The organism is Nonomuraea polychroma, from assembly GCF_004011505.1.
GTDB lineage: Bacteria > Actinomycetota > Actinomycetes > Streptosporangiales > Streptosporangiaceae > Nonomuraea > Nonomuraea polychroma.
This window is the reverse complement of sequence record NZ_SAUN01000001.1, coordinates 7268819-7284823: the sequence shown is the minus strand read 5'-3', so window position 1 is coordinate 7284823 and position 16005 is coordinate 7268819. Positions and strand designations below refer to the sequence as shown.

18 protein-coding genes and 1 riboswitch are annotated in these 16005 nt (G+C 69.1%); of the genes, 12 read left to right on the top strand and 6 right to left on the bottom strand.

Annotated elements, in window-relative coordinates:
• Position 1: 1 nt before the first annotated feature.
• Both EDD27_RS54715 and EDD27_RS33170 read right to left on the bottom strand, forming a co-directional pair.
• Entirely contained in the window at positions 2 to 163 is a 162-nt protein-coding gene (locus tag EDD27_RS54715) for a hypothetical protein (RefSeq protein WP_164903899.1), read from the bottom strand.
• Positions 160 to 1149: a rod shape-determining protein gene (locus tag EDD27_RS33170; RefSeq protein ID WP_127935894.1), complete on the bottom strand. Its 990-nt coding sequence runs from the start codon at positions 1147 to 1149 to the stop codon at positions 160 to 162. The genes EDD27_RS54715 and EDD27_RS33170 overlap by 4 nt, the downstream gene beginning before the upstream one ends.
• A 184-nt stretch (positions 1150 to 1333) precedes the next feature.
• Here EDD27_RS33170 and EDD27_RS33165 point away from each other — a divergent pair, with 184 nt between their 5' ends.
• The 3 genes from EDD27_RS33165 (at position 1334) to EDD27_RS33155 (ending at position 3682) form a co-directional block, all read left to right on the top strand.
• Positions 1334 to 1534 carry a DUF5302 domain-containing protein gene (locus tag EDD27_RS33165; RefSeq protein WP_127935893.1) on the top strand — a complete coding sequence of 67 codons (201 nt, stop codon included), beginning with the start codon at positions 1334 to 1336 and terminating at the stop codon, positions 1532 to 1534.
• 127 nt (positions 1535 to 1661) lie between these two features.
• Positions 1662 to 1798, top strand: a riboswitch (cyclic di-AMP (ydaO/yuaA leader).
• Between the two features lie 180 nt (positions 1799 to 1978).
• Positions 1979 to 2770 carry a hypothetical protein gene (locus EDD27_RS33160; protein ID WP_241564385.1) on the top strand — a complete coding sequence of 264 codons (792 nt, stop codon included), beginning with the start codon at positions 1979 to 1981 and terminating at the stop codon, positions 2768 to 2770.
• 72 nt (positions 2771 to 2842) lie between these two features.
• Positions 2843 to 3682 (top strand): alpha/beta fold hydrolase, encoded by an 840-nt coding sequence (locus EDD27_RS33155; RefSeq protein WP_164904255.1) that lies wholly within the window; start codon positions 2843 to 2845, stop codon positions 3680 to 3682.
• Positions 3683 to 3719: 37 nt separating this feature from the next.
• Here EDD27_RS33155 and EDD27_RS33150 read toward each other — a convergent pair whose 3' ends face one another.
• Complete coding sequence (locus EDD27_RS33150) at positions 3720 to 4070, bottom strand: winged helix-turn-helix transcriptional regulator (protein ID WP_127935891.1); 351 nt, start codon at positions 4068 to 4070, stop codon at positions 3720 to 3722.
• Positions 4071 to 4124: 54 nt separating this feature from the next.
• On the opposite strand from EDD27_RS33150, the gene EDD27_RS33145 reads away from it, so the two are divergent.
• Complete coding sequence (locus EDD27_RS33145; protein WP_127935890.1) at positions 4125 to 4730, top strand: NAD(P)-dependent oxidoreductase; 606 nt, start codon at positions 4125 to 4127, stop codon at positions 4728 to 4730.
• Here the strand turns inward: EDD27_RS33145 and EDD27_RS33140 are convergent.
• Entirely contained in the window at positions 4724 to 5932 is a 1209-nt protein-coding gene (locus EDD27_RS33140; protein ID WP_206641771.1) for a DUF4032 domain-containing protein, read from the bottom strand. The two genes, EDD27_RS33145 and EDD27_RS33140, sit on opposite strands and share 7 nt — an antisense overlap.
• Before the next feature lie 22 nt (positions 5933 to 5954).
• On the opposite strand from EDD27_RS33140, the gene EDD27_RS33135 reads away from it, so the two are divergent.
• Positions 5955 to 7523, top strand: a complete 1569-nt coding sequence (locus tag EDD27_RS33135; protein WP_127935889.1) for a DUF885 domain-containing protein — start codon at positions 5955 to 5957, stop codon at positions 7521 to 7523.
• On the opposite strand, the gene EDD27_RS33130 is transcribed toward EDD27_RS33135, so the two are convergent.
• Entirely contained in the window at positions 7520 to 8152 is a 633-nt protein-coding gene (locus tag EDD27_RS33130) for a class II aldolase/adducin family protein (protein ID WP_127935888.1), read from the bottom strand. The genes EDD27_RS33135 and EDD27_RS33130 overlap by 4 nt on opposite strands.
• Before the next feature lie 146 nt (positions 8153 to 8298).
• On the bottom strand, positions 8299 to 8883 hold the full coding sequence (locus tag EDD27_RS33125; RefSeq protein ID WP_127935887.1) for a TetR/AcrR family transcriptional regulator: 585 nt from the start codon (positions 8881 to 8883) through the stop codon (positions 8299 to 8301).
• A 47-nt stretch (positions 8884 to 8930) separates the two neighbouring features.
• Between EDD27_RS33125 and EDD27_RS33120 the strand changes: the two genes are divergently transcribed.
• The 7 genes from EDD27_RS33120 to EDD27_RS33090 all read left to right on the top strand — a co-directional run bounded on the left by EDD27_RS33120 (position 8931) and on the right by EDD27_RS33090 (position 15999).
• Positions 8931 to 9848 (top strand): carbohydrate kinase family protein, encoded by a 918-nt coding sequence (locus tag EDD27_RS33120; protein ID WP_127935886.1) that lies wholly within the window; start codon positions 8931 to 8933, stop codon positions 9846 to 9848.
• Positions 9845 to 11059: an aminotransferase class III-fold pyridoxal phosphate-dependent enzyme gene (locus EDD27_RS33115; RefSeq protein ID WP_127935885.1), complete on the top strand. Its 1215-nt coding sequence runs from the start codon at positions 9845 to 9847 to the stop codon at positions 11057 to 11059. The genes EDD27_RS33120 and EDD27_RS33115 overlap by 4 nt, the downstream gene beginning before the upstream one ends.
• 71 nt (positions 11060 to 11130) lie before the next feature.
• A complete protein-coding gene (locus EDD27_RS33110; RefSeq protein WP_127935884.1) occupies positions 11131 to 11676 on the top strand; it encodes an RNA polymerase sigma factor in 546 nt (181 codons plus the stop codon).
• Positions 11673 to 12569, top strand: a complete 897-nt coding sequence (locus EDD27_RS33105; RefSeq protein WP_127935883.1) for a hypothetical protein — start codon at positions 11673 to 11675, stop codon at positions 12567 to 12569. Before EDD27_RS33110 ends, EDD27_RS33105 begins: the two co-directional genes overlap by 4 nt.
• A 211-nt stretch (positions 12570 to 12780) precedes the next feature.
• The gene (gene ngcE / locus EDD27_RS33100; protein WP_127935882.1) at positions 12781 to 14226 is read left to right on the top strand and encodes an N-acetylglucosamine/diacetylchitobiose ABC transporter substrate-binding protein; all 1446 of its coding nucleotides are present in this window, start codon (positions 12781 to 12783) and stop codon (positions 14224 to 14226) included.
• 4 nt (positions 14227 to 14230) lie between these two features.
• Positions 14231 to 15145, top strand: coding sequence for a carbohydrate ABC transporter permease (locus EDD27_RS33095; RefSeq protein ID WP_127935881.1), 915 nt, complete (start codon positions 14231 to 14233; stop codon positions 15143 to 15145).
• Positions 15145 to 15999, top strand: coding sequence for a carbohydrate ABC transporter permease (locus tag EDD27_RS33090; RefSeq protein WP_241564384.1), 855 nt, complete (start codon positions 15145 to 15147; stop codon positions 15997 to 15999). The genes EDD27_RS33095 and EDD27_RS33090 overlap by 1 nt, the downstream gene beginning before the upstream one ends.
• The last annotated feature ends 6 nt before the right edge of the window (positions 16000 to 16005 follow it).

Sequence of the window (16005 nt, the reverse complement as noted above, 5' to 3'; positions counted from 1 at the left end):
GTCACGTGGGTTGGAGGAGCTGGGCGGCCAGCGTACGGTGCGTCCACTCCTCCCACTGCTCGGGCGGCCACGCCACCGGCTCGTCGGCACCCGCGACGGTGACGTCCACCAGCTCCTTCAGCAGCGAGCGCTTGTCGCCGAAGACGACCAGGCCCGGCGTCACACGCCGCCGCCCCTGAGCTTGGCGATCAGTCCCAGGTCGTCGACACAGTGTCCGAGGCCGAGCGCCACGGACTCCAGCGGCCGCTCCGCCCTGCGCACCGGCATGCACAAGGCGGTACGCATCCGCCGGCACAGCCCGCGTAGCAGCGCGCCACCCCCCACCAGCACCGCACCCTGTTCCCCGAGGTCGGCCACCAACTCGGCCGGGCAGTGCTCCACGATCCCGGCCGCCGCCCGCTCGATGGACTCGACCGGCTGCCTCGTCGCCTCGTAGATCAGTTGCACCGGGAGCGCGGCCGTGCGCTCCTGGCCGGTCTCCGTGTCCTTGCCGCGGACCAGCACCTGCCGGTCCAGCGGCTTCCACTCCGAGCCCGCCCGGCGCTTGGCCGCCTCCGCCTCCTCCTCGTCGATCAGCAGCCCGTGGTCACGCTCGACCAGACGGACGATCGACTTGCTCATGGCATGGCCGCCGACGGCCACCGTGCCGGAGGCCACCACGGCCCCGTACGAGAGCACCGCGATCCTGGCCGCGTCGCGGCCGATGTCGATGACCATCCACCCGGCGCAGTCCTTGACCGGCACGCCCGCGCCGAGCGCCGCCGCCAGGGCGTGCGGGATCAGCAGGATGTCCCGCACCTCCGCCTCGAACGCCAGGTCCCGCAGCGCCGCCCGGTCGATCGGCGTGGAGTCCTCGGGCACGGCCATGACCACGCGCGGCCGGGCGAACGGATGTCTGTGCACTCTGCGGATGAAATACCGGAGCAGGCGCCGGGTGAGCTCACCGTCGGCAGGCAGACCGGCGCTGATCGGCCAGCACGTCTCGCCGGGCACGCCCACGGCTGCCGCGCCGTACCCGAGGACCTTGCCCGTCTCGGCGTCGAGCGCGACGGCCGAGGGCTCGTCCAGGACAATGCCCTTGCCCTTGACGTAGATCCGCGTCCTCGCCGCCCCGAGATCCATCGCCAGGTCGTGGCCGAGGACGCTCATCGCCGCTCCGGGGGGTTGACCGTCATGTGGCTTCTGTTTCCAGGTGCGCCCCAACGCAATACCAGGAACGGTTCGTCTTTACTCAAGGCATCTGAGCTCGGGCCGCGTGCCGCACCGCCCCGGTTTCGCGCCACAAGCGGGGCCGTGCGAAGCTGTGATTGTCCCCAACACCATGGAGGTCCTCATGGCGGATACACCGGAGCCGGAAACCAGCGAAACTTCCGAGGACGAGATGAAGCGCAAGTTCCGTGAGGCGCTGGAGCGCAAGCGCAACCAGCACGCGGGGTCGGGCGCGGGTGGCAGGGGTGGCGACCCATCGAAGATCCACGGGGCGCACGGCCCGGCTGCGAGTAAAAGATCGTTCAGGCGCAAGAGCGGCGGCTGAGGCTCGAATTTCGAGGGGGTACGGCATGCCGTGCCCCCTCTTTCTATGCCTTCATATGAAGGTAGATCTTTTGTCCGATTCATGATGAATCGTTTGCGTATGTCCGGAATACGTGGTTACAGTGTGGGCCATTACATAGCCGAATCCCGAGCGATCGGGAACCGGGGACCCATCCCTCAGGGGTGAATCCGGCCACCTGGCCGGTAGGGCATCCTCCAAGCCCGAACCCGTCAGCTAACCCGGTAGGCGTGATGGAGAGGACACCTCATTGATGTATCACCGCGTCGTACCCCCAGACAGCGTCGTGCCGGCCACCGGCTGATCGGCCCTTTTCCCAGGCTCTTTCCGCGCTCCGCGTAGTAACCCCCGCTCGGCTTTCTGCTTTGCTACGCCCTTTTTCAGGAGCGCGTGTCCCTGACCCCTCGCAAAGGACCTCACTGCTCTATGTCTGCACGTTTTGGCCTGCGTTCCTGCGCCCTGCTCGCCGCCTCCGCCGCCACCACGCTGACCATCGCCTGTACAGCCGCCCAGGCCGACTCCGACAACGAACAGAAGGTCCTGCTCAAGGGCTCGACCACAGCGTCCTATTTCTGGGACGACGGCTCCGGCCGCGCCGGTGACACCGGCATGCCGGCCAGTGGCAAGCCCATGCAGAAGGGGCTCGCCGCCAGCCCGAGCTGGCCGCTGCTGACCGAGGGATACGTCATCTACAAGGGCAAGAAGCTGCCCTTCTTCGTCGGCGACCGCGGCCCGGGCACGCCGTCCAACCGCGGCATCATGCTCGACCTGGACGCCAAGACCTTCGCCGAGCTGACCGGCGGCACGTTCAACCCCGACACGCTCCACGTGGACGGCGTCGGCGGCCAGGGCCACATCGACATCGACTACGTCATCACCAAGTGGGGTCCCGGTGTCGGCAAGAAGAACCAGCCGGTCCCCTTCTCCACCGGCGCCTGGGCCAGGAAGGACACCAACCCGGCCGAGCCCCCCAAGGTCGTGGCCGAAGAGGAGCCCACCGAGAAGCCGGCGGCCGGAAAGGCCGCTGAGCCCACCGAGGAGCCGGCGGGCGGGAAGGCCGTCGCCGCTCCTGAGCGTGTCTCCGCTCCCGCGAGCGCAGAGGACACCGAGGCCGAGGTCGGGGCGTCCAGTCCGGTGAGCGGCGCCGTTCTCGCCACGGGCATCCTGGCCCTGGCCGGCGGTGGCGCGGTGCTCGGCCGAAGGCTCCTCAAGAGCTGACTACGCGCCGCAGGCTCGTCAAGCGCTGACTTTACGTACGGAGACCAGAATGTCATTCTGGTCTCCGTGACCATGCGCGCAACCGCCAACGGCATTGACATCGCCTACGAGACCTTCGGCTCGCCGGCAGGACGACCCCTGCTCCTCATCATGGGGCTCGGTGCTCAGCTCATCCACTGGAACGAGGAGTTCTGCCGGCTGCTGGCGGAGCAGGGCCACCACGTCGTGCGGTTCGACAACCGCGACGCGGGCCTGTCCACGCACTTCCACGACAAGGGCGTCCCCGAGGCGGGGGCGCCCGCGCCGTACCTGCTCGACGACCTGGCGGACGACGCCGCCTGCCTCATGGACGCGCTTGCCTGGCCCGCCGCCCACGTGGTCGGGGCGTCGATGGGCGGGATGATCGCCCAGACCCTGGCCATCCGGCATCCCGAACGGGTGCTCACCCTGACCTCGATCATGTCGACACCGGGCACCGAGGTAGCCCCGCCGACCGCGGAGGCGCTCGCGGTGCTCATGGCCACGCCGCCGGCCGATCGGGACGGCGTGCTGGAGCAGGCGCTGCGGACCTGGTCCGTCATCGGTTCGCCAGGCTACGAGCTGGACCGCGAGTGGATCACCACCTTGGCCGGGACGGCCTACGACCGGTGCTTCGACCCTGCGGGCACGGCCAGGCAGCTGGCCGCCATCATGGCCTCGGGCAGCCGCACGGAGTCGCTCACGCAGGTGAAGGCGCCCACGCTCGTCCTGCACGGGGAGGCGGACCCGCTCGTCCCCGTGGCGGGAGGCCAGGCCACGGCGGCGGCCGTTCCCGGCGCCAGGCTGGTCACCTATCCCGGCATGGGCCACGACCTGCCGCGTGCGCTCTGGCCCGACATCGCCACCGAGATCACCAAGCTCACGAGCGCCTGAAAGCCTCGGCAGCGGCCCGTGCCCGGATGCGGGCCGCTCAGGCGGATTTCTCGCGGTACCGGAGAATCTCGGCCACGTTCCGCTCCGCCCACGCGGCCACCGCCGAGATCGGTTCGTGCAGCGAACGCCCGAGATCCGTCAGCGTGTACTCCACCCGCGGCGGCACCTCGGCGAACACCTCCCGCGTGACCAGCCCGTCCTGCTCCATGGCCCGCAACGTCTGCGTCAGCACCTTGGGCGTGACCCCACCCATCCGGGCCCGCAACTGCGTGAACCGCATCGGCCCGCCGATGAGGCTGAGCAACACCAGCACCGACCACTTGTCCCCAATCCGATCCAGAACCACCCTCGTCGGGCAGTTGGGGTCGAAGACATCACCGGTATCCATAAGGTACTTATAGCACGATGAAGTAACCAGTATCCGACGGATACTCTTGCCGGTATGAAGATTCTTGTCTTTGGCGCGACCGGCATGATCGGCCAGCGCATCGTCGCAGAGCTCACCCGTCGCGGGCACGAAGTGACCGGCGTCAGCCGCTCAGGGGGCCCGGTCAAGGGCGACGTCCACGACGCCGCCACGCTGGCCAAGGGGCACGACGCCGTGGTCAGCGCCATCTCCCCGCCGCGGGACGGCACCGAGCCGGAGGGGCCGTTCCTCGACGCCAACCGGGCCCTGATCGAGGGCGTGCGCGAGGCCGGGGTGCGTCGGCTGATCGTGGTCGGCGGCGCCGGCGGCCTCAAGGTCGCGCCCGACCTCGACCTGGTCGACACGCCCGAGTTCCCGGACATCTACAAAAAGGAAGCACTGGCCCAGCGCTCGGCGCTCGGCCTCTTCTTCCCGGTCGAGGACCTGGACTGGACCTACATCTCGCCGGCCGCCGAGGTCGCGCCGGGCGAGCGTACCGGGGTCTACCGGATCGGCCACGACTACCTGCTGGCCGACGCCGAGGGGCGCAGCTTCATCAGCGCCGAGGACTACGCGGTCGCCGTCGCGGACGAGCTGGACAACGGCGCTCACCCGCGCCGGCGCATCACGGTGGCCTACTGAGCGGCGTCCTCCGGCAGCAGCGCCTTCTCGTCGGGCTTGTGGACGAGCACGTTGTCCACGTACGACTTCACGGCCGCCTCCAGCCCGACGTCGGCGCCCGCCTGCTCGGACAGGTACCAGCGGTGGTCGAGTATCTCGTGGAACAGCTGCGCGGGCTCCAGCTTGCCGCGCAGCTCCGCGGGGATGGCCTCGACCGTCGGCTGGAACACCTCCGCCAGCCACTTGTGCGCCACGATGGCCTCGTCCTCGTGCCGCAGTCCCTTGGCCACCCGGAACCCGTCGAGGTCGTTGAGCAGCCGCCGCGCCTGGTTCTCCTCCACGTCGAGTCCGGTCAGCCGGAGCAGCCGTCGCTGGTGGTGCCCGGCGTCGACGACCTTGGGCCGGACGATGAGCCGCCCGGTGCCGACCTTGCGCCGCACCATCATCTCGGCCACGTCGAAGCCCAGCAGGTTGAGCCGCCTGATCCGCTGCTCCACGCGGTGCCAGTCCACCTCCTCGATGATCTCGCTCTCGTTGATCTCGTCCCACAGGCGGTGGTAGCGGGCGACGACGTCCTCGGCGGTCTCCATGGGGTCGATGGACGGATGCAGCAGGCCGCCGGCCTCCAGGTCGAGCATCTCGCCGAAGATGTTGGTGTGCGCCGCGTCGATGTCGGCCAGCCGCTGGCCGTTGCTGATCATCGGGTGCATCTCGCCGGTCTCGGCGTCCACCAGGTACGCCGCGAACGCCCCGGCATCCCTGCGGAACAACGTGTTGGACAGCGAGCAGTCGCCCCAGTAGAAGCCGTTGAGATGCAGCCGCACCAGCAGCACGGCCAGGGCGTCGAGCAGCCGGGTGAGCGTGTCCGGGCGTAGCGTGCCGGACATGACGGCCCGGTAGGGCAGCGAGAACTGCAGGTGCCTGGTGATCAGGGCCGCGTCCAGCCCGTGCTCGCGGCCGGTGACGTACGCGACCGGCTCCACGGCCGGTGCGTCGAGCCGGGCCAGGTCCCACAACAACTGGTATTCGCGCTTGGCGTAGCGCTCGCTGATCTCCTTGATCGCGTACACCTTGCCCGAGAGCCGGGCGAAGCGCACCACGTGCCGCGAGATGCCGCGCGGGAGATCGACCAGATGGTGTTGCGGCCAGTCGGCCAGAGGGACGTCCCAGGGGAGGCGAATGAGGTCGGGGTCGCCGAGCGCGCCGGTCATCTGCAGGGGCATTTGCTCAGGATAAGGTGCACCGGTGGACGAGTTTCTCAAGTGGTACTTTTCTGACCGTCCCGTCGTCGCCAGCCTCCTGGGAGCCGACGGCTACGATCACACCCTCGGCGATTTCACCGCCTCCGCCTGGACCGCCCGCGAGCAGGAAGAGGCTCGCTGGCTGGATCGCCTGTCGGCGACCGAGGCCGCGTCCCTCGACGACGCGATCGACAGAGACCTTGTCCTCTCGCAGCTGAGAGGGTCCATCGCGCTGGCGTCCTGGCCCGAGTGGCGCCGCGACCCCGCGGCCTACCTCTCGCCGATCTTCGGCGCCATGTACACGCCGTTCCAGCGGCGACTGAAGCCTGAGCCCGAGCTGGTGTCGGCCGCGATCTCCCGGTTAGCGGAGGTTCCCGCCGTGCTGGCGGCCTGCCGGGCGAACCTCGACCCCGACCTGGCGGCGCCGCTGCTCGTCCAGCGAGGGCTCGGCCAGGCCCGCACCGGCCGCAACTTCCTCACCCGGACGATCCCCGGCATGGTCGAGGACCCCGAGCTGCGTGCCAAGCTGGCGGCCGCCGCCGAGCCGGCCGGCGAGGCGTTCGACCAGCTTGTCACCTTCCTCGAGGAGTTCCAGTGCGGCGGCACCTGGCGGATGGGGGAGCGGCTCTACTCCACGCTGCTGCGCGAGCGCGAGCTCCTCGGGTACGGCGCCGCCGAGCTGCACGAGAAGGGCAAGAACGCGTGGGCCGAGCTGGACGCCAGGATGCGGGAGGTCGCGGTCCGGGTCAACGGAACCGAGGACTGGCGGGCCGCGATGGAGTTCCTCATGGACGACCATCCGCCGACCTTGGCGGACATGCGGGCCGAGTACGAGGCGGAGACCCGGCGGGCACGGGAGTTCGTCAGGGAGCGTGACCTGGTGACGTTCGCCGACGGCGAGGAGTGCCACGTGCTGCCGTCTGCGGAGTACACCCGGCCGATCTTGTCCGTCGCCCACTATCTCGCGCCGCCGCCGCTGGCCAGTTCGCGGACCGGCGTCTTCTTCGTGCCGTACACGCCTGACGACTTCACGCCCGAGCAGGTGCGCCAGCGCCTGCGGACGAATTCGCGGGCCCAGATGCCCTCGATCTCTGTCCACGAGGCGTACCCGGGGCACCACTGGCACCTGTCGTACATGGCGGGCAACCCGCGCACGGTCAGGAAGGTCTTCCGCACCTCGTACTTCACCGAGGGCTGGGCCCTGTATGTCGAGAAGCTGCTGCACGAGCAGGGTTACTTCGACACCCCGGCCACCGAGCTGGCCCACCTGGACTGCCGGATCTTCCGTGCCGCCAGGATCGTCGTCGACACGGCGCTGCACTGCGAGGACATGTCGATCGAGGAGGCCGAGACGTTCATGGCCACGAAGGCGTCGCTCTCGCCCGGCACCGCCCAGGGCGAGGTGAACCGCTACTGCGCCTGGCCCACGCAGGCGCCGTCCTACCTCACCGGCGCCATCGAGATCGACCGCATCCGCGGGTCGTTCCAGGGCTCGCTGAAGGAGTTCCACGACACGATCGCCGGGTCCGGGGGACTGCCGCTCGGCCTGGCGGAGAAGGTGGCCCTGGCCTAACGCCGGGGGAACTCGGGCGGGTTGAGCGCGCGCTCGACCACGGCGGCGAGCTGCTCTTCCGTCAGGATGGTCGGCTTGCCCACGCCCAGGCCGCGGACGTAGACCTCGCAGAGCCACTCGAGCAGCCGGGTGGCCTCGAACGCCTGCTCAAGCGTCGCCCCGATGGTCACCCCGCCGTGGTTGGCCATCAGGGCGGCGCGCTTGCCCTCCAGCGCCGCCCGCACGTTGGCGGCCAGCTCCGGAGTGCCGTACGTGGCGTACTCGGCGACCCTGATCACGCCGCCGAGAAGCAGCGCGTTGTAGTGGACCGGCGGCAGCTCGGTCATCGTGGTCGCCACGACGGTCCCGAACACCGAGTGGGTGTGCACGATGGCCTGCGCGTCGGTGGTCTCGTAGACGGCCAGATGCATGGGCGTCTCGCTCGACGGCTGCAGCTCGCCTTCCACCAGATAGCCCTCCACGTCCACGATGGGGCACATCTCCGGGGTGAGCCGGTCCAGCGCGGCGCCCGACGGGGTCACCGCGACCAGGTCGCCCTGGCGCACGCTCAGGTTGCCCGAGGTGCCGATGACCAGGCCGAGCTCGACGGCGCGCCGGCCGTACTCGCACAGCTGCTCGCGGAGGCTCATACGCTGGCAATGTAGTCGGTCGTCCGATATACAGCAAAGCCCTGCCCATGGCCTCACTCCGTTCGGCAGGTCGGTCGCCGGACGCCGCCGCCTTCCCCCGCTCTGGTCGCTGCGCTCCCGCCGCTCCTCCAGGCGACGGCACTCCCTCACAGGCGGTCGAGTGCCTGCAGCATGATCCGCTCCAGGTCGACGCGGGTCAGCCGGCCGGGATAGAGCAGCAGGTGCAGGCTGAGGCCGTCGACCAAAGCGAGCAGGTGCTCGGTCAGGTCGTCGAGGTTGTCGTCCGCGCGCAGCTCGCCGGCCGAGCGCGCCTCGCCCAGCAGATCGCGTACGGCGGCCCGCAGCTCCTCCGCCTCCGTCCGCTGCACCTCCGCCAGCCGCTCCGAGGCCAGGCTGCGACTCCAGAAGCTGACCTCCAGCCGCGTCTCCTGAGTACGCTCCGCGTCCAGCGGCAAGTTGTCGAGCAGCAGCTCGCGCAGGGCCGCGAGCCCCGTCACGCCCTCCACCTTGCGGGTCAGCCGCGCCCTGATGCGCTGGTGCGACTGCCGCAGCGCCGACAGCAGGATCTCGTCCTTGTCGGCGAAGTAGTGCGCGAGCACCCCGTTGGAGTACCCGGCCTCCTTGGCGATGGCCCTGGTGGTGGCGGCGTCGATGCCGTCCCTGACGATCACCCGGCGGGCCGCCGACAACACCTCGCGCCTGCGCTCGTCGTGATCGACGATCTTCGGCATCGGTCGCCTCCATTGACTTTTTATTCGGACGTCTGTCTATTTAGACTATGACCGTCGCCACCGTCGGCGTCCACATCGTCGACATCCTCGCCAGGCCCATCGACCACATTCCCGAGGGCCAGGACACCGTGCTGGTCGACCAGCTCCGCCTCACCGCCGCGGGCTCCGCCGCGGGGACGGCGGTCGATCTGGTCAAGCTGGGCAACGCCGTGGTCACGATGGGCGCCATCGGCGACGACGAGCTCGGCGACTTCCTGCTGATGGTGCTGGCCAAGCGGGGAGTGGACACCTCGTTCCTGGTCCGCAGGACGGGGGAGCAGACGGCCGCCTCGATCCTGCCGATCCGGCCGGACGGCGGGCGGCCCAGCTTCCACGTGCCCGGCGCGAACCTGTCCGTGACCTACGCCGACCTGGACGTCGCCGCGCTGCGCGGCGTGCGGGCGATCCATCTGGGCGGCATGGACGTCACGTTCGGCCTGGGGGATCCGGCCTTCTTCGCCCTTCTGGACGAGGTACGGGCGGCGGGGACCATCGTCACCATGGACCTCCTGTCGGAGATGCCCGACTTACTAGGCATGGCCCGCGCCTTCCTCCCCCACGTCGACTACGTGCTGCCGAACGAATCCCAGGCCCTCCTCATGACCGGCTGCACGGACATCCCCGAGGCCGCGGCCGCTCTGCTCGGCGACGGCCCGCGCGGCGTGCTGATCACGATGGGCTCGGAAGGCAGCCTCGTCGTCACCGACGCCGGCTCCGAACACGTGCCCGCGCTCAAGACGGACGTGGTGGACACGACCGGCTGCGGCGACGCGTACTGCGCGGGTTTCCTCACCGGCCTCCTCCACGATCAGGACGTCCTGACGGCCGCGCGATGGGGCACGGCCGCCGCCGCCCGGGTCGCCACCGGCCTCGGCTCGGACGCCGGGCTCACCGACCTCGACTCGACCCTAAGGATGCTCACGTGAACGACGCCGAACTCCGCCTGCGCGCCGCGAAGGTCGTCCCCGGCGGCATGTACGGGCACCTCAACGCCGCCATCTTCGCCCCCGGCTACCCGCAGTTCTTCGAGCGCGGCGAAGGGTGCCGGCAGTGGGACGTGGACGGGCGCGAGTACATCGACTTCATGTGCAGCTGGGGTCCCATCGTGCTGGGGCACCGGCATCCGCGCGTGGAGGAGGCCGCCGCCCGCCAGGCCGCGCTCGGCGACTGCCTCAACGGTCCCGGCGCGATCATGGTGGAGCTGGCCGAGCTGCTCGTGGACACCATCCCGAGCGCCGACTGGGCGATGTTCTCCAAGAACGGCACCGACGCCACCACCCAGGCGTTGATGGTCGCCAGAGCCGCCACCGGCCGCACCAAGGTCCTGATGGCCCACGGCGCTTACCACGGGGCCGACCCGTGGTGCACGCCCTCCCTGGCGGGCACGACGCCGAACGAGCGGGCCGACCTGGTCGAGTTCACGTACAATTCGCTGGAGTCGCTGGAGGCCGCGGCGGCCACCGTGGAAGGGGACGTGGCGGCGATCATCGTGACGCCGTTCAAGCACGACTCGTTCGAGGACCAGGAGCTGGTCGAGCCGGCCTTCGCCCGCGGCGCCCGCGCCCTGGCCGACCGGCTGGGGGCGGCGCTGGTGATCGACGACGTGCGGGCCGGTTTCCGCATCGACCTGCGAGGCTCGTGGGAGCCCTATGGGGTGCGGCCGGATCTGACGGCCTGGTCCAAGGCCATGGCCAACGGCTACCCGATCGCCGCCGTCACCGGCACCGACGCGCTGCGCGGACCCGCGCAGACGTTGTACTCGACGGGCTCGTTCTGGTTCTCGGCGGTCGCCATGGCGGCGGCCAAGGCCACCATCGAGACCCTGCGTGACACGGACGGCATCGCCGCCATGGAACGCGCCGGCACGCTCCTGCGCGAGGGCCTGAACGACCAGGCCAAGTCCCACGGCTTCGTGGTGAACCAGACGGGGCCGGTCACGATCCCGTGGCTCAGCTTCGACGGCGACGCCGACCTGTCCGTCGCCATGTACTGGAGCGACGCCTGCCTGCGGCACGGGGTGTATCTGCACCCGTGGCACAACTGGTTCATGTCGGCCGCGCACACGGAAGACGACGTCGCCAAGGCACTGGAGGGCACCGACCGGGCCTTCGCCGAAACCCGGGCCCACTTCGGCTGACATCTCCTCGGTAATGCGTCCGGGATTCCGGACATGGGGTTGATGTCAATGACCCCAAGTGAGGAGACCGGATGGGAGCCGATCCCGCGAGCCGGTTCGAGGAGATCTACGGATCCTCGTACGGACCGCTGCTGGGGTACGCGTTACGCCGTTGCGCGGACCCCGATGACGCGGCCGACGTGGTGGCCGAGACCTTCATGATCGCCTGGCGCCGGATAGCCGAAGTCCCCGCGGGCGACGAGGCGAAGTTGTGGTTGTTCGGCGTGGCCAGGAAGGTGCTGGCCAACCACCGGCGCGGCGAGCGCCGCCACGAGCAGCGCACCGCCGCCCTGCGTGCCCAGCTGGCCGCCACGCCGCTGGTCGCGCAGGGCCCGCCCGCCGCTGACCTGTCGCAGCTCGGCCGGGTCTTCCGCGCGCTGTCCGACGACGACAGGGAGCTGCTGTCCCTGGTCGCCTGGGAGCGCCTCGACCCCGGCCAGATCGCCAAGACGCTCGGCATCTCGCGCAACGCCGCCAGGGTGAGGCTCTATCGCGCCCGCAGGCGCTTCGCCCGTGCCCTGGCCGAGGCCGGAATCGATGCCCCACGTGCCGTCGCAGTCGAAGGGAGTGTCCTGTGAACATCGCCGATCTCGCCCGCGTGCGCGACGAGGACCTGCTCAAGGAGCCGGTGGGACAGGCGTCCGGCGCGGGGGCGCGGGCACTGATGCAGTCGATCATGTCGGATGAGCGAGCTCCCGTGTCCGGGAAGCCCACGCCGGCCCTCGGGTCGCGCCTGCGACGCGGCCTGGCGCTGGGAGTGCTGGTGACCGGGCTGGCCGCCGCGCTCGTCGTCGGGCTGCCCTTCGGCGACCCCGTCACCGAGTACGCCAACGCGGCGGTCTCTGTCGAGACCCGCGACGGCTACCTCCACGTCACGATCACGGACCCCGAGGCCGACGTCGCGGCCTTCACCGAGGCCTTCCGCGCCGTCGGGCTGGATGCCGAGGTGAAGAGCGCCCCGGTGGCCCCGGAGGAGGTGGGCACGTTGGTGGGACCCGTCACGCCGGGCGACTTCCCGGAGGGGATGGGCATGACGCGCTCCTGGCGCCGGGAGAACTGCGCGTCCGCCTACTGCGGCAAGATCTCCATGCCGATCGACTACAAGGGCAGGATCATCTTCGGCATCGGCCGGCCGGCCGCGCCCGGCGAGCCCTATGCCCAGCGCGTCCAGATCCATCCGGTCAACGGCGACGACCACAACCCGCGAGGCAAGCCGGTCGCCGAGGTCAGGGCCGACATGGAGAAGCGCGGACTGAAGGTCACGTATGTAGTGATGTGGTCGCACCCCGACGGCACCGGCTCGGGCTACAAGGTCGATGGCGAGCACATCAAGGACGACTGGCTCGTCGGGGCGGTCTTCAAGACGGCGTCCGACGCCGCCGAGGTGACCGTCGAGGTCGGCCCGGACGTGCCGCTCGACTCGCTGCCCAAGTCCGCGGCGCCGGAACCGCGCGCCTGGTGGGAGGATTGACGCTCACCGGCGGCGGGCCCCATGGGTGGATGTCCGGGCTGCTCTTGCTCTCTTCGCGCAGGTGGACGATGCTGTCGTCTGCTCTCAGGTCACGGGTGCGGTGCACGCGGTCACGGCCAGGTCACGGGTCGATTGCGGCCCTTGACGCAGGTCGGCGGCCGTTCGTACCTTCGGGCAAACGTTAGGAAACTTTCCTAATTCGGGAGCCTCCATGACCCACCCGGGTGAGATCACACGACGCCAACTGCTTCGCCGTATCGGCATGACCGCGTTCGTGGCCGGCCCCGGCGCGGGCCTGCTGAGCGCCTGCGCCACCGCCGGCGGAGGCGGCGATCCCACGGCCGCCCCGGCGACCTCGATCGCCGCCTCCGCCGACCCGAAGAACCCGTTCGGGGTCGACGCCAAGAAACCGCTCGAAGTGGTCATCTTCAGCGGCGGGTACGGTGACGCGTACGCCAAGGACCTGCACGAGGAGCTCTACAAGAAGGCGTTCCCCGGGGTGTCGATCAAGCACACCGCCACGCAGCAGATCGGCACCCAGCTCCGCCCCCGCTTCGTCGGCGGCGACGTGCCTGACGTGCTCAACAACTCCGGCCCCGAGGCGCTGGACCTGGCCGCGCTGGCCGCAGAGGGTCATCTGGCGGACCTGGCCCCGCTGTTCGACGCGCCGTCGGTGGACGAGCCGGGCAAGAAGGTGCGCGACACCATCACGCCCGCCGTGCTCGACAACGCCAAGATCGACGGCAAGGACCTGGTGCTGAACTACACCGTGTCCCATCGTGCGCTCTGGTACAACGCCAAGCTGTTCGAGTCCAGGGGATGGGCGGTTCCGAAGACGTGGGCCGAGTTCACGGCGCTGGGGGAGACCGCGAAGAAGGACGGCATCCTGCTCTTCGCGTACCCGGGTCAGAAGGGCCCGTACTACCAGCTCTGGAACGTGCTTTACACCGCTGCCAAGATCGGCGGCAACCAGGTCATCATCGACATCGACAACCTGGTGGACAACGCCTGGAACGCCGAGCCCATGAAGCAGGCGGTCACGGCGTGGGCCGACATCCAGGCGAAATATGGCGACAAGGCATACTTCGGGCTCGACCACACGCAGACCCAGATCAAGCACCTGCAGAACAAGGTGCTGTTCTATCCGGTCGGGTCGTGGATCGAGAACGAGATGACCAAGGAGATCCCGCTGGACTTCCAGTACGCCATCGCCCCCATTCCCGACGTCACCGCCGCCGACAAGATGCCGTACGGCGCCATCCAAGTCGGCGTCGGCGAGAACTTCGTCGTCGCCGCCAAGGGCAAGAACCCGCAGGGAGGGCTCGAATACCTGCGCGTCATGCTCTCCAAGGAAGGCGCGAAGGGCTTCACCGAGAAGACCAAGAACCTCACGGTGGTCAACGGCGCCGCCGAGGGCGTGGACCTGCCCGCCGGTCTGAAGAGCGCGGCCAAGGCCCAGGACGCGGCCGGCGAGAACATCATCACCGACGCCCGGTTCGAAGGCTGGTACAAGGAGCTTTTCGACTACGGCACCGAGCAGATCAACGTGGTCATGGCCGGGCGGATCACGCCGGAGAAGTTCTGCGCCAACATGCAGAAGAAGGCCGACGCCATCAAGCAGGACGACGCCGTCGCCAAGCAGACGCGGAGCCAATAGCCCGATGGAGCGGTTGCGCAGGTACGGGTTCGTCGCCGGATTCCTCGTCGTCCCCGTCGCCCTCTATTCGGTCTTCGTCATCAGCCCCTACATCCAGGCGTTCCAGCTCTCGCTGACGAGCTGGAACGGAATCTCGTCGGTCGTCCGTTATGTGGGCTTGGGCAACTTCGGCCGGTTGTTCGAGGACGAGGTGTTCTGGCGGGCCCTGCGCAATCACGGAATCCTGCTGCTCGTCTTGCCGATCGTCACCATCGTCATCGCGCTCTTCCTGTCGTTCCTGCTCAACCTGGGCGGCGGCACCCGGGGCGCGGGCATGAAAGGCGTCTGGGGGTCGAAGTTCTACCGGGTGGTGTACTTCTTTCCCCAGGTGCTCGCCGTGGCCGTGGTCGGGGTGTTGTTCCAGGCCGTCTACCGGCCGGACGCGGACGGCGTGCTCAATGGCGTGCTCGCCAGGGTCGGCGTCGATCCGGTCGGCTGGCTCACCGAGCCCGGGCTGGCCCTCTGGTCGATCATCGCGGTGATGGTCTGGCAGGCCGTCGGGTTCTACGTCGTGCTCTTCTCCGCGGGAATGGCCGCCATTTCCCGGGACTACTTCGAGGCCGCTGCGCTCGACGGCGCCGGACGCGTGCGGCTGTTCTTCTCGATCACGCTGCCGCTGCTGCGCGACACGGTCCAGGTCGGCTGGATCTACCTCGGCATCGCCGCCTTCGACGGGTTCGCGCTGATCCTGGTGCTGGCGGGGGACAAGGGCGAGCCCGACGGGGCCACGACCATCCTGCCGATCACCATCTACAAAACGGCCTTCGCCTTCAACAAGGTCGGGTACGCCAGCGCGATGGGCGTGGCGCTGTTCTTCCTGACCGTGACGTTCGCCGTGCTGACGTTGCGTACGACCAGGCGCGAGAGGGTTGAGCTGTAGTGACCGCGAGGGGGATGGGCGGGCCGCGGCTCGGCGTGCTCAACGCGCTGTCGCACGTGGCGCTGGCGGTCTGGGCGTTGCTGATCATCGCGCCGCTGGCGTGGACGTTCCTGGCGTCGTTCAAGACCAACACCGAGATCTTCGGCGACCCGCTGCAGTTGCCCGGCGCGTTGCGGCTCGATTCGTGGGGCCGGGCCTGGGACAAGGCGCATATCGGGCAGTACATGCTCAACACGGTTGTCGTCGTGTTCTTCGGGACGGCCGGGACGATGCTGTTCGGGTCGATGGCGGCGTACGTGCTGGCGCGCTACCGGTTCATCGGCAACAAGCTGATTTATTACTACTTCGTGGCGGGTCTCGCGTTCCCGGTCTTCCTGGCGCTGGGGCCGCTCTTCTTCGTCGTCAAGCAGTTCGGCCTGCTGAATTCGCACATCGGGCTGGTCCTGGTGTACATCGCGTATTCCCTGCCGTTCACGGTGTTCTTTTTGGCGGCATTTTTCCGGACGTTGCCGGATGCTGTCGCCGAAGCGGCCCTTATCGACGGCGCCTCGCACACCCGCACGTTCTTCCAGATCATGGTTCCCATGGCCAAGCCCGGCCTGATCAGCATCACCATCTTCAACGTGCTCGGCCAGTGGAACCAGTATCTGCTGCCCCTCGTCCTCCTCGCCGGCGACCCGGACAAATGGGTGCTCACGCAGGGCATCGCCGCGATCTCCACCTTGGCCGGGTACGAGGCCGACTGGCCGGCCCTGTTCGCCGCCCTGAGCATGACGATCCTGCCGGTAATGATCGTCTACATCATCTTCCAGCGTCAGATCCAGTCCGGGCTCGGCACGGGCGCGCTGAAATAAGGTGCT

Excerpts from the sequence above, each read along its gene's own strand:
- EDD27_RS33110 (WP_127935884.1), top strand. The coding sequence starts at position 11,131 with ATGGGAGCCGATCCCGCGAGCCGGTTCGAGGAGATCTACGGATCCTCG.
- EDD27_RS33120 (WP_127935886.1), top strand. The coding sequence starts at position 8,931 with ATGACCGTCGCCACCGTCGGCGTCCACATCGTCGACATCCTCGCCAGG.
- EDD27_RS33160 (WP_241564385.1), top strand. The coding sequence starts at position 1,979 with ATGTCTGCACGTTTTGGCCTGCGTTCCTGCGCCCTGCTCGCCGCCTCC.
- EDD27_RS33125 (WP_127935887.1), bottom strand. The coding sequence starts at position 8,883 with ATGCCGAAGATCGTCGATCACGACGAGCGCAGGCGCGAGGTGTTGTCG.
- EDD27_RS33140 (WP_206641771.1), bottom strand. The coding sequence starts at position 5,932 with ATGCCCCTGCAGATGACCGGCGCGCTCGGCGACCCCGACCTCATTCGC.
- EDD27_RS33150 (WP_127935891.1), bottom strand. The coding sequence starts at position 4,070 with ATGGATACCGGTGATGTCTTCGACCCCAACTGCCCGACGAGGGTGGTT.
- EDD27_RS33155 (WP_164904255.1), top strand. The coding sequence starts at position 2,843 with ATGCGCGCAACCGCCAACGGCATTGACATCGCCTACGAGACCTTCGGC.
- ngcE (WP_127935882.1), top strand. The coding sequence starts at position 12,781 with ATGACCCACCCGGGTGAGATCACACGACGCCAACTGCTTCGCCGTATC.
- EDD27_RS33170 (WP_127935894.1), bottom strand. The coding sequence starts at position 1,149 with ATGAGCGTCCTCGGCCACGACCTGGCGATGGATCTCGGGGCGGCGAGG.
- EDD27_RS33130 (WP_127935888.1), bottom strand. The coding sequence starts at position 8,152 with ATGAGCCTCCGCGAGCAGCTGTGCGAGTACGGCCGGCGCGCCGTCGAG.
- EDD27_RS33145 (WP_127935890.1), top strand. The coding sequence starts at position 4,125 with ATGAAGATTCTTGTCTTTGGCGCGACCGGCATGATCGGCCAGCGCATC.
- EDD27_RS33095 (WP_127935881.1), top strand. The coding sequence starts at position 14,231 with ATGGAGCGGTTGCGCAGGTACGGGTTCGTCGCCGGATTCCTCGTCGTC.
- EDD27_RS33165 (WP_127935893.1), top strand. The coding sequence starts at position 1,334 with ATGGCGGATACACCGGAGCCGGAAACCAGCGAAACTTCCGAGGACGAG.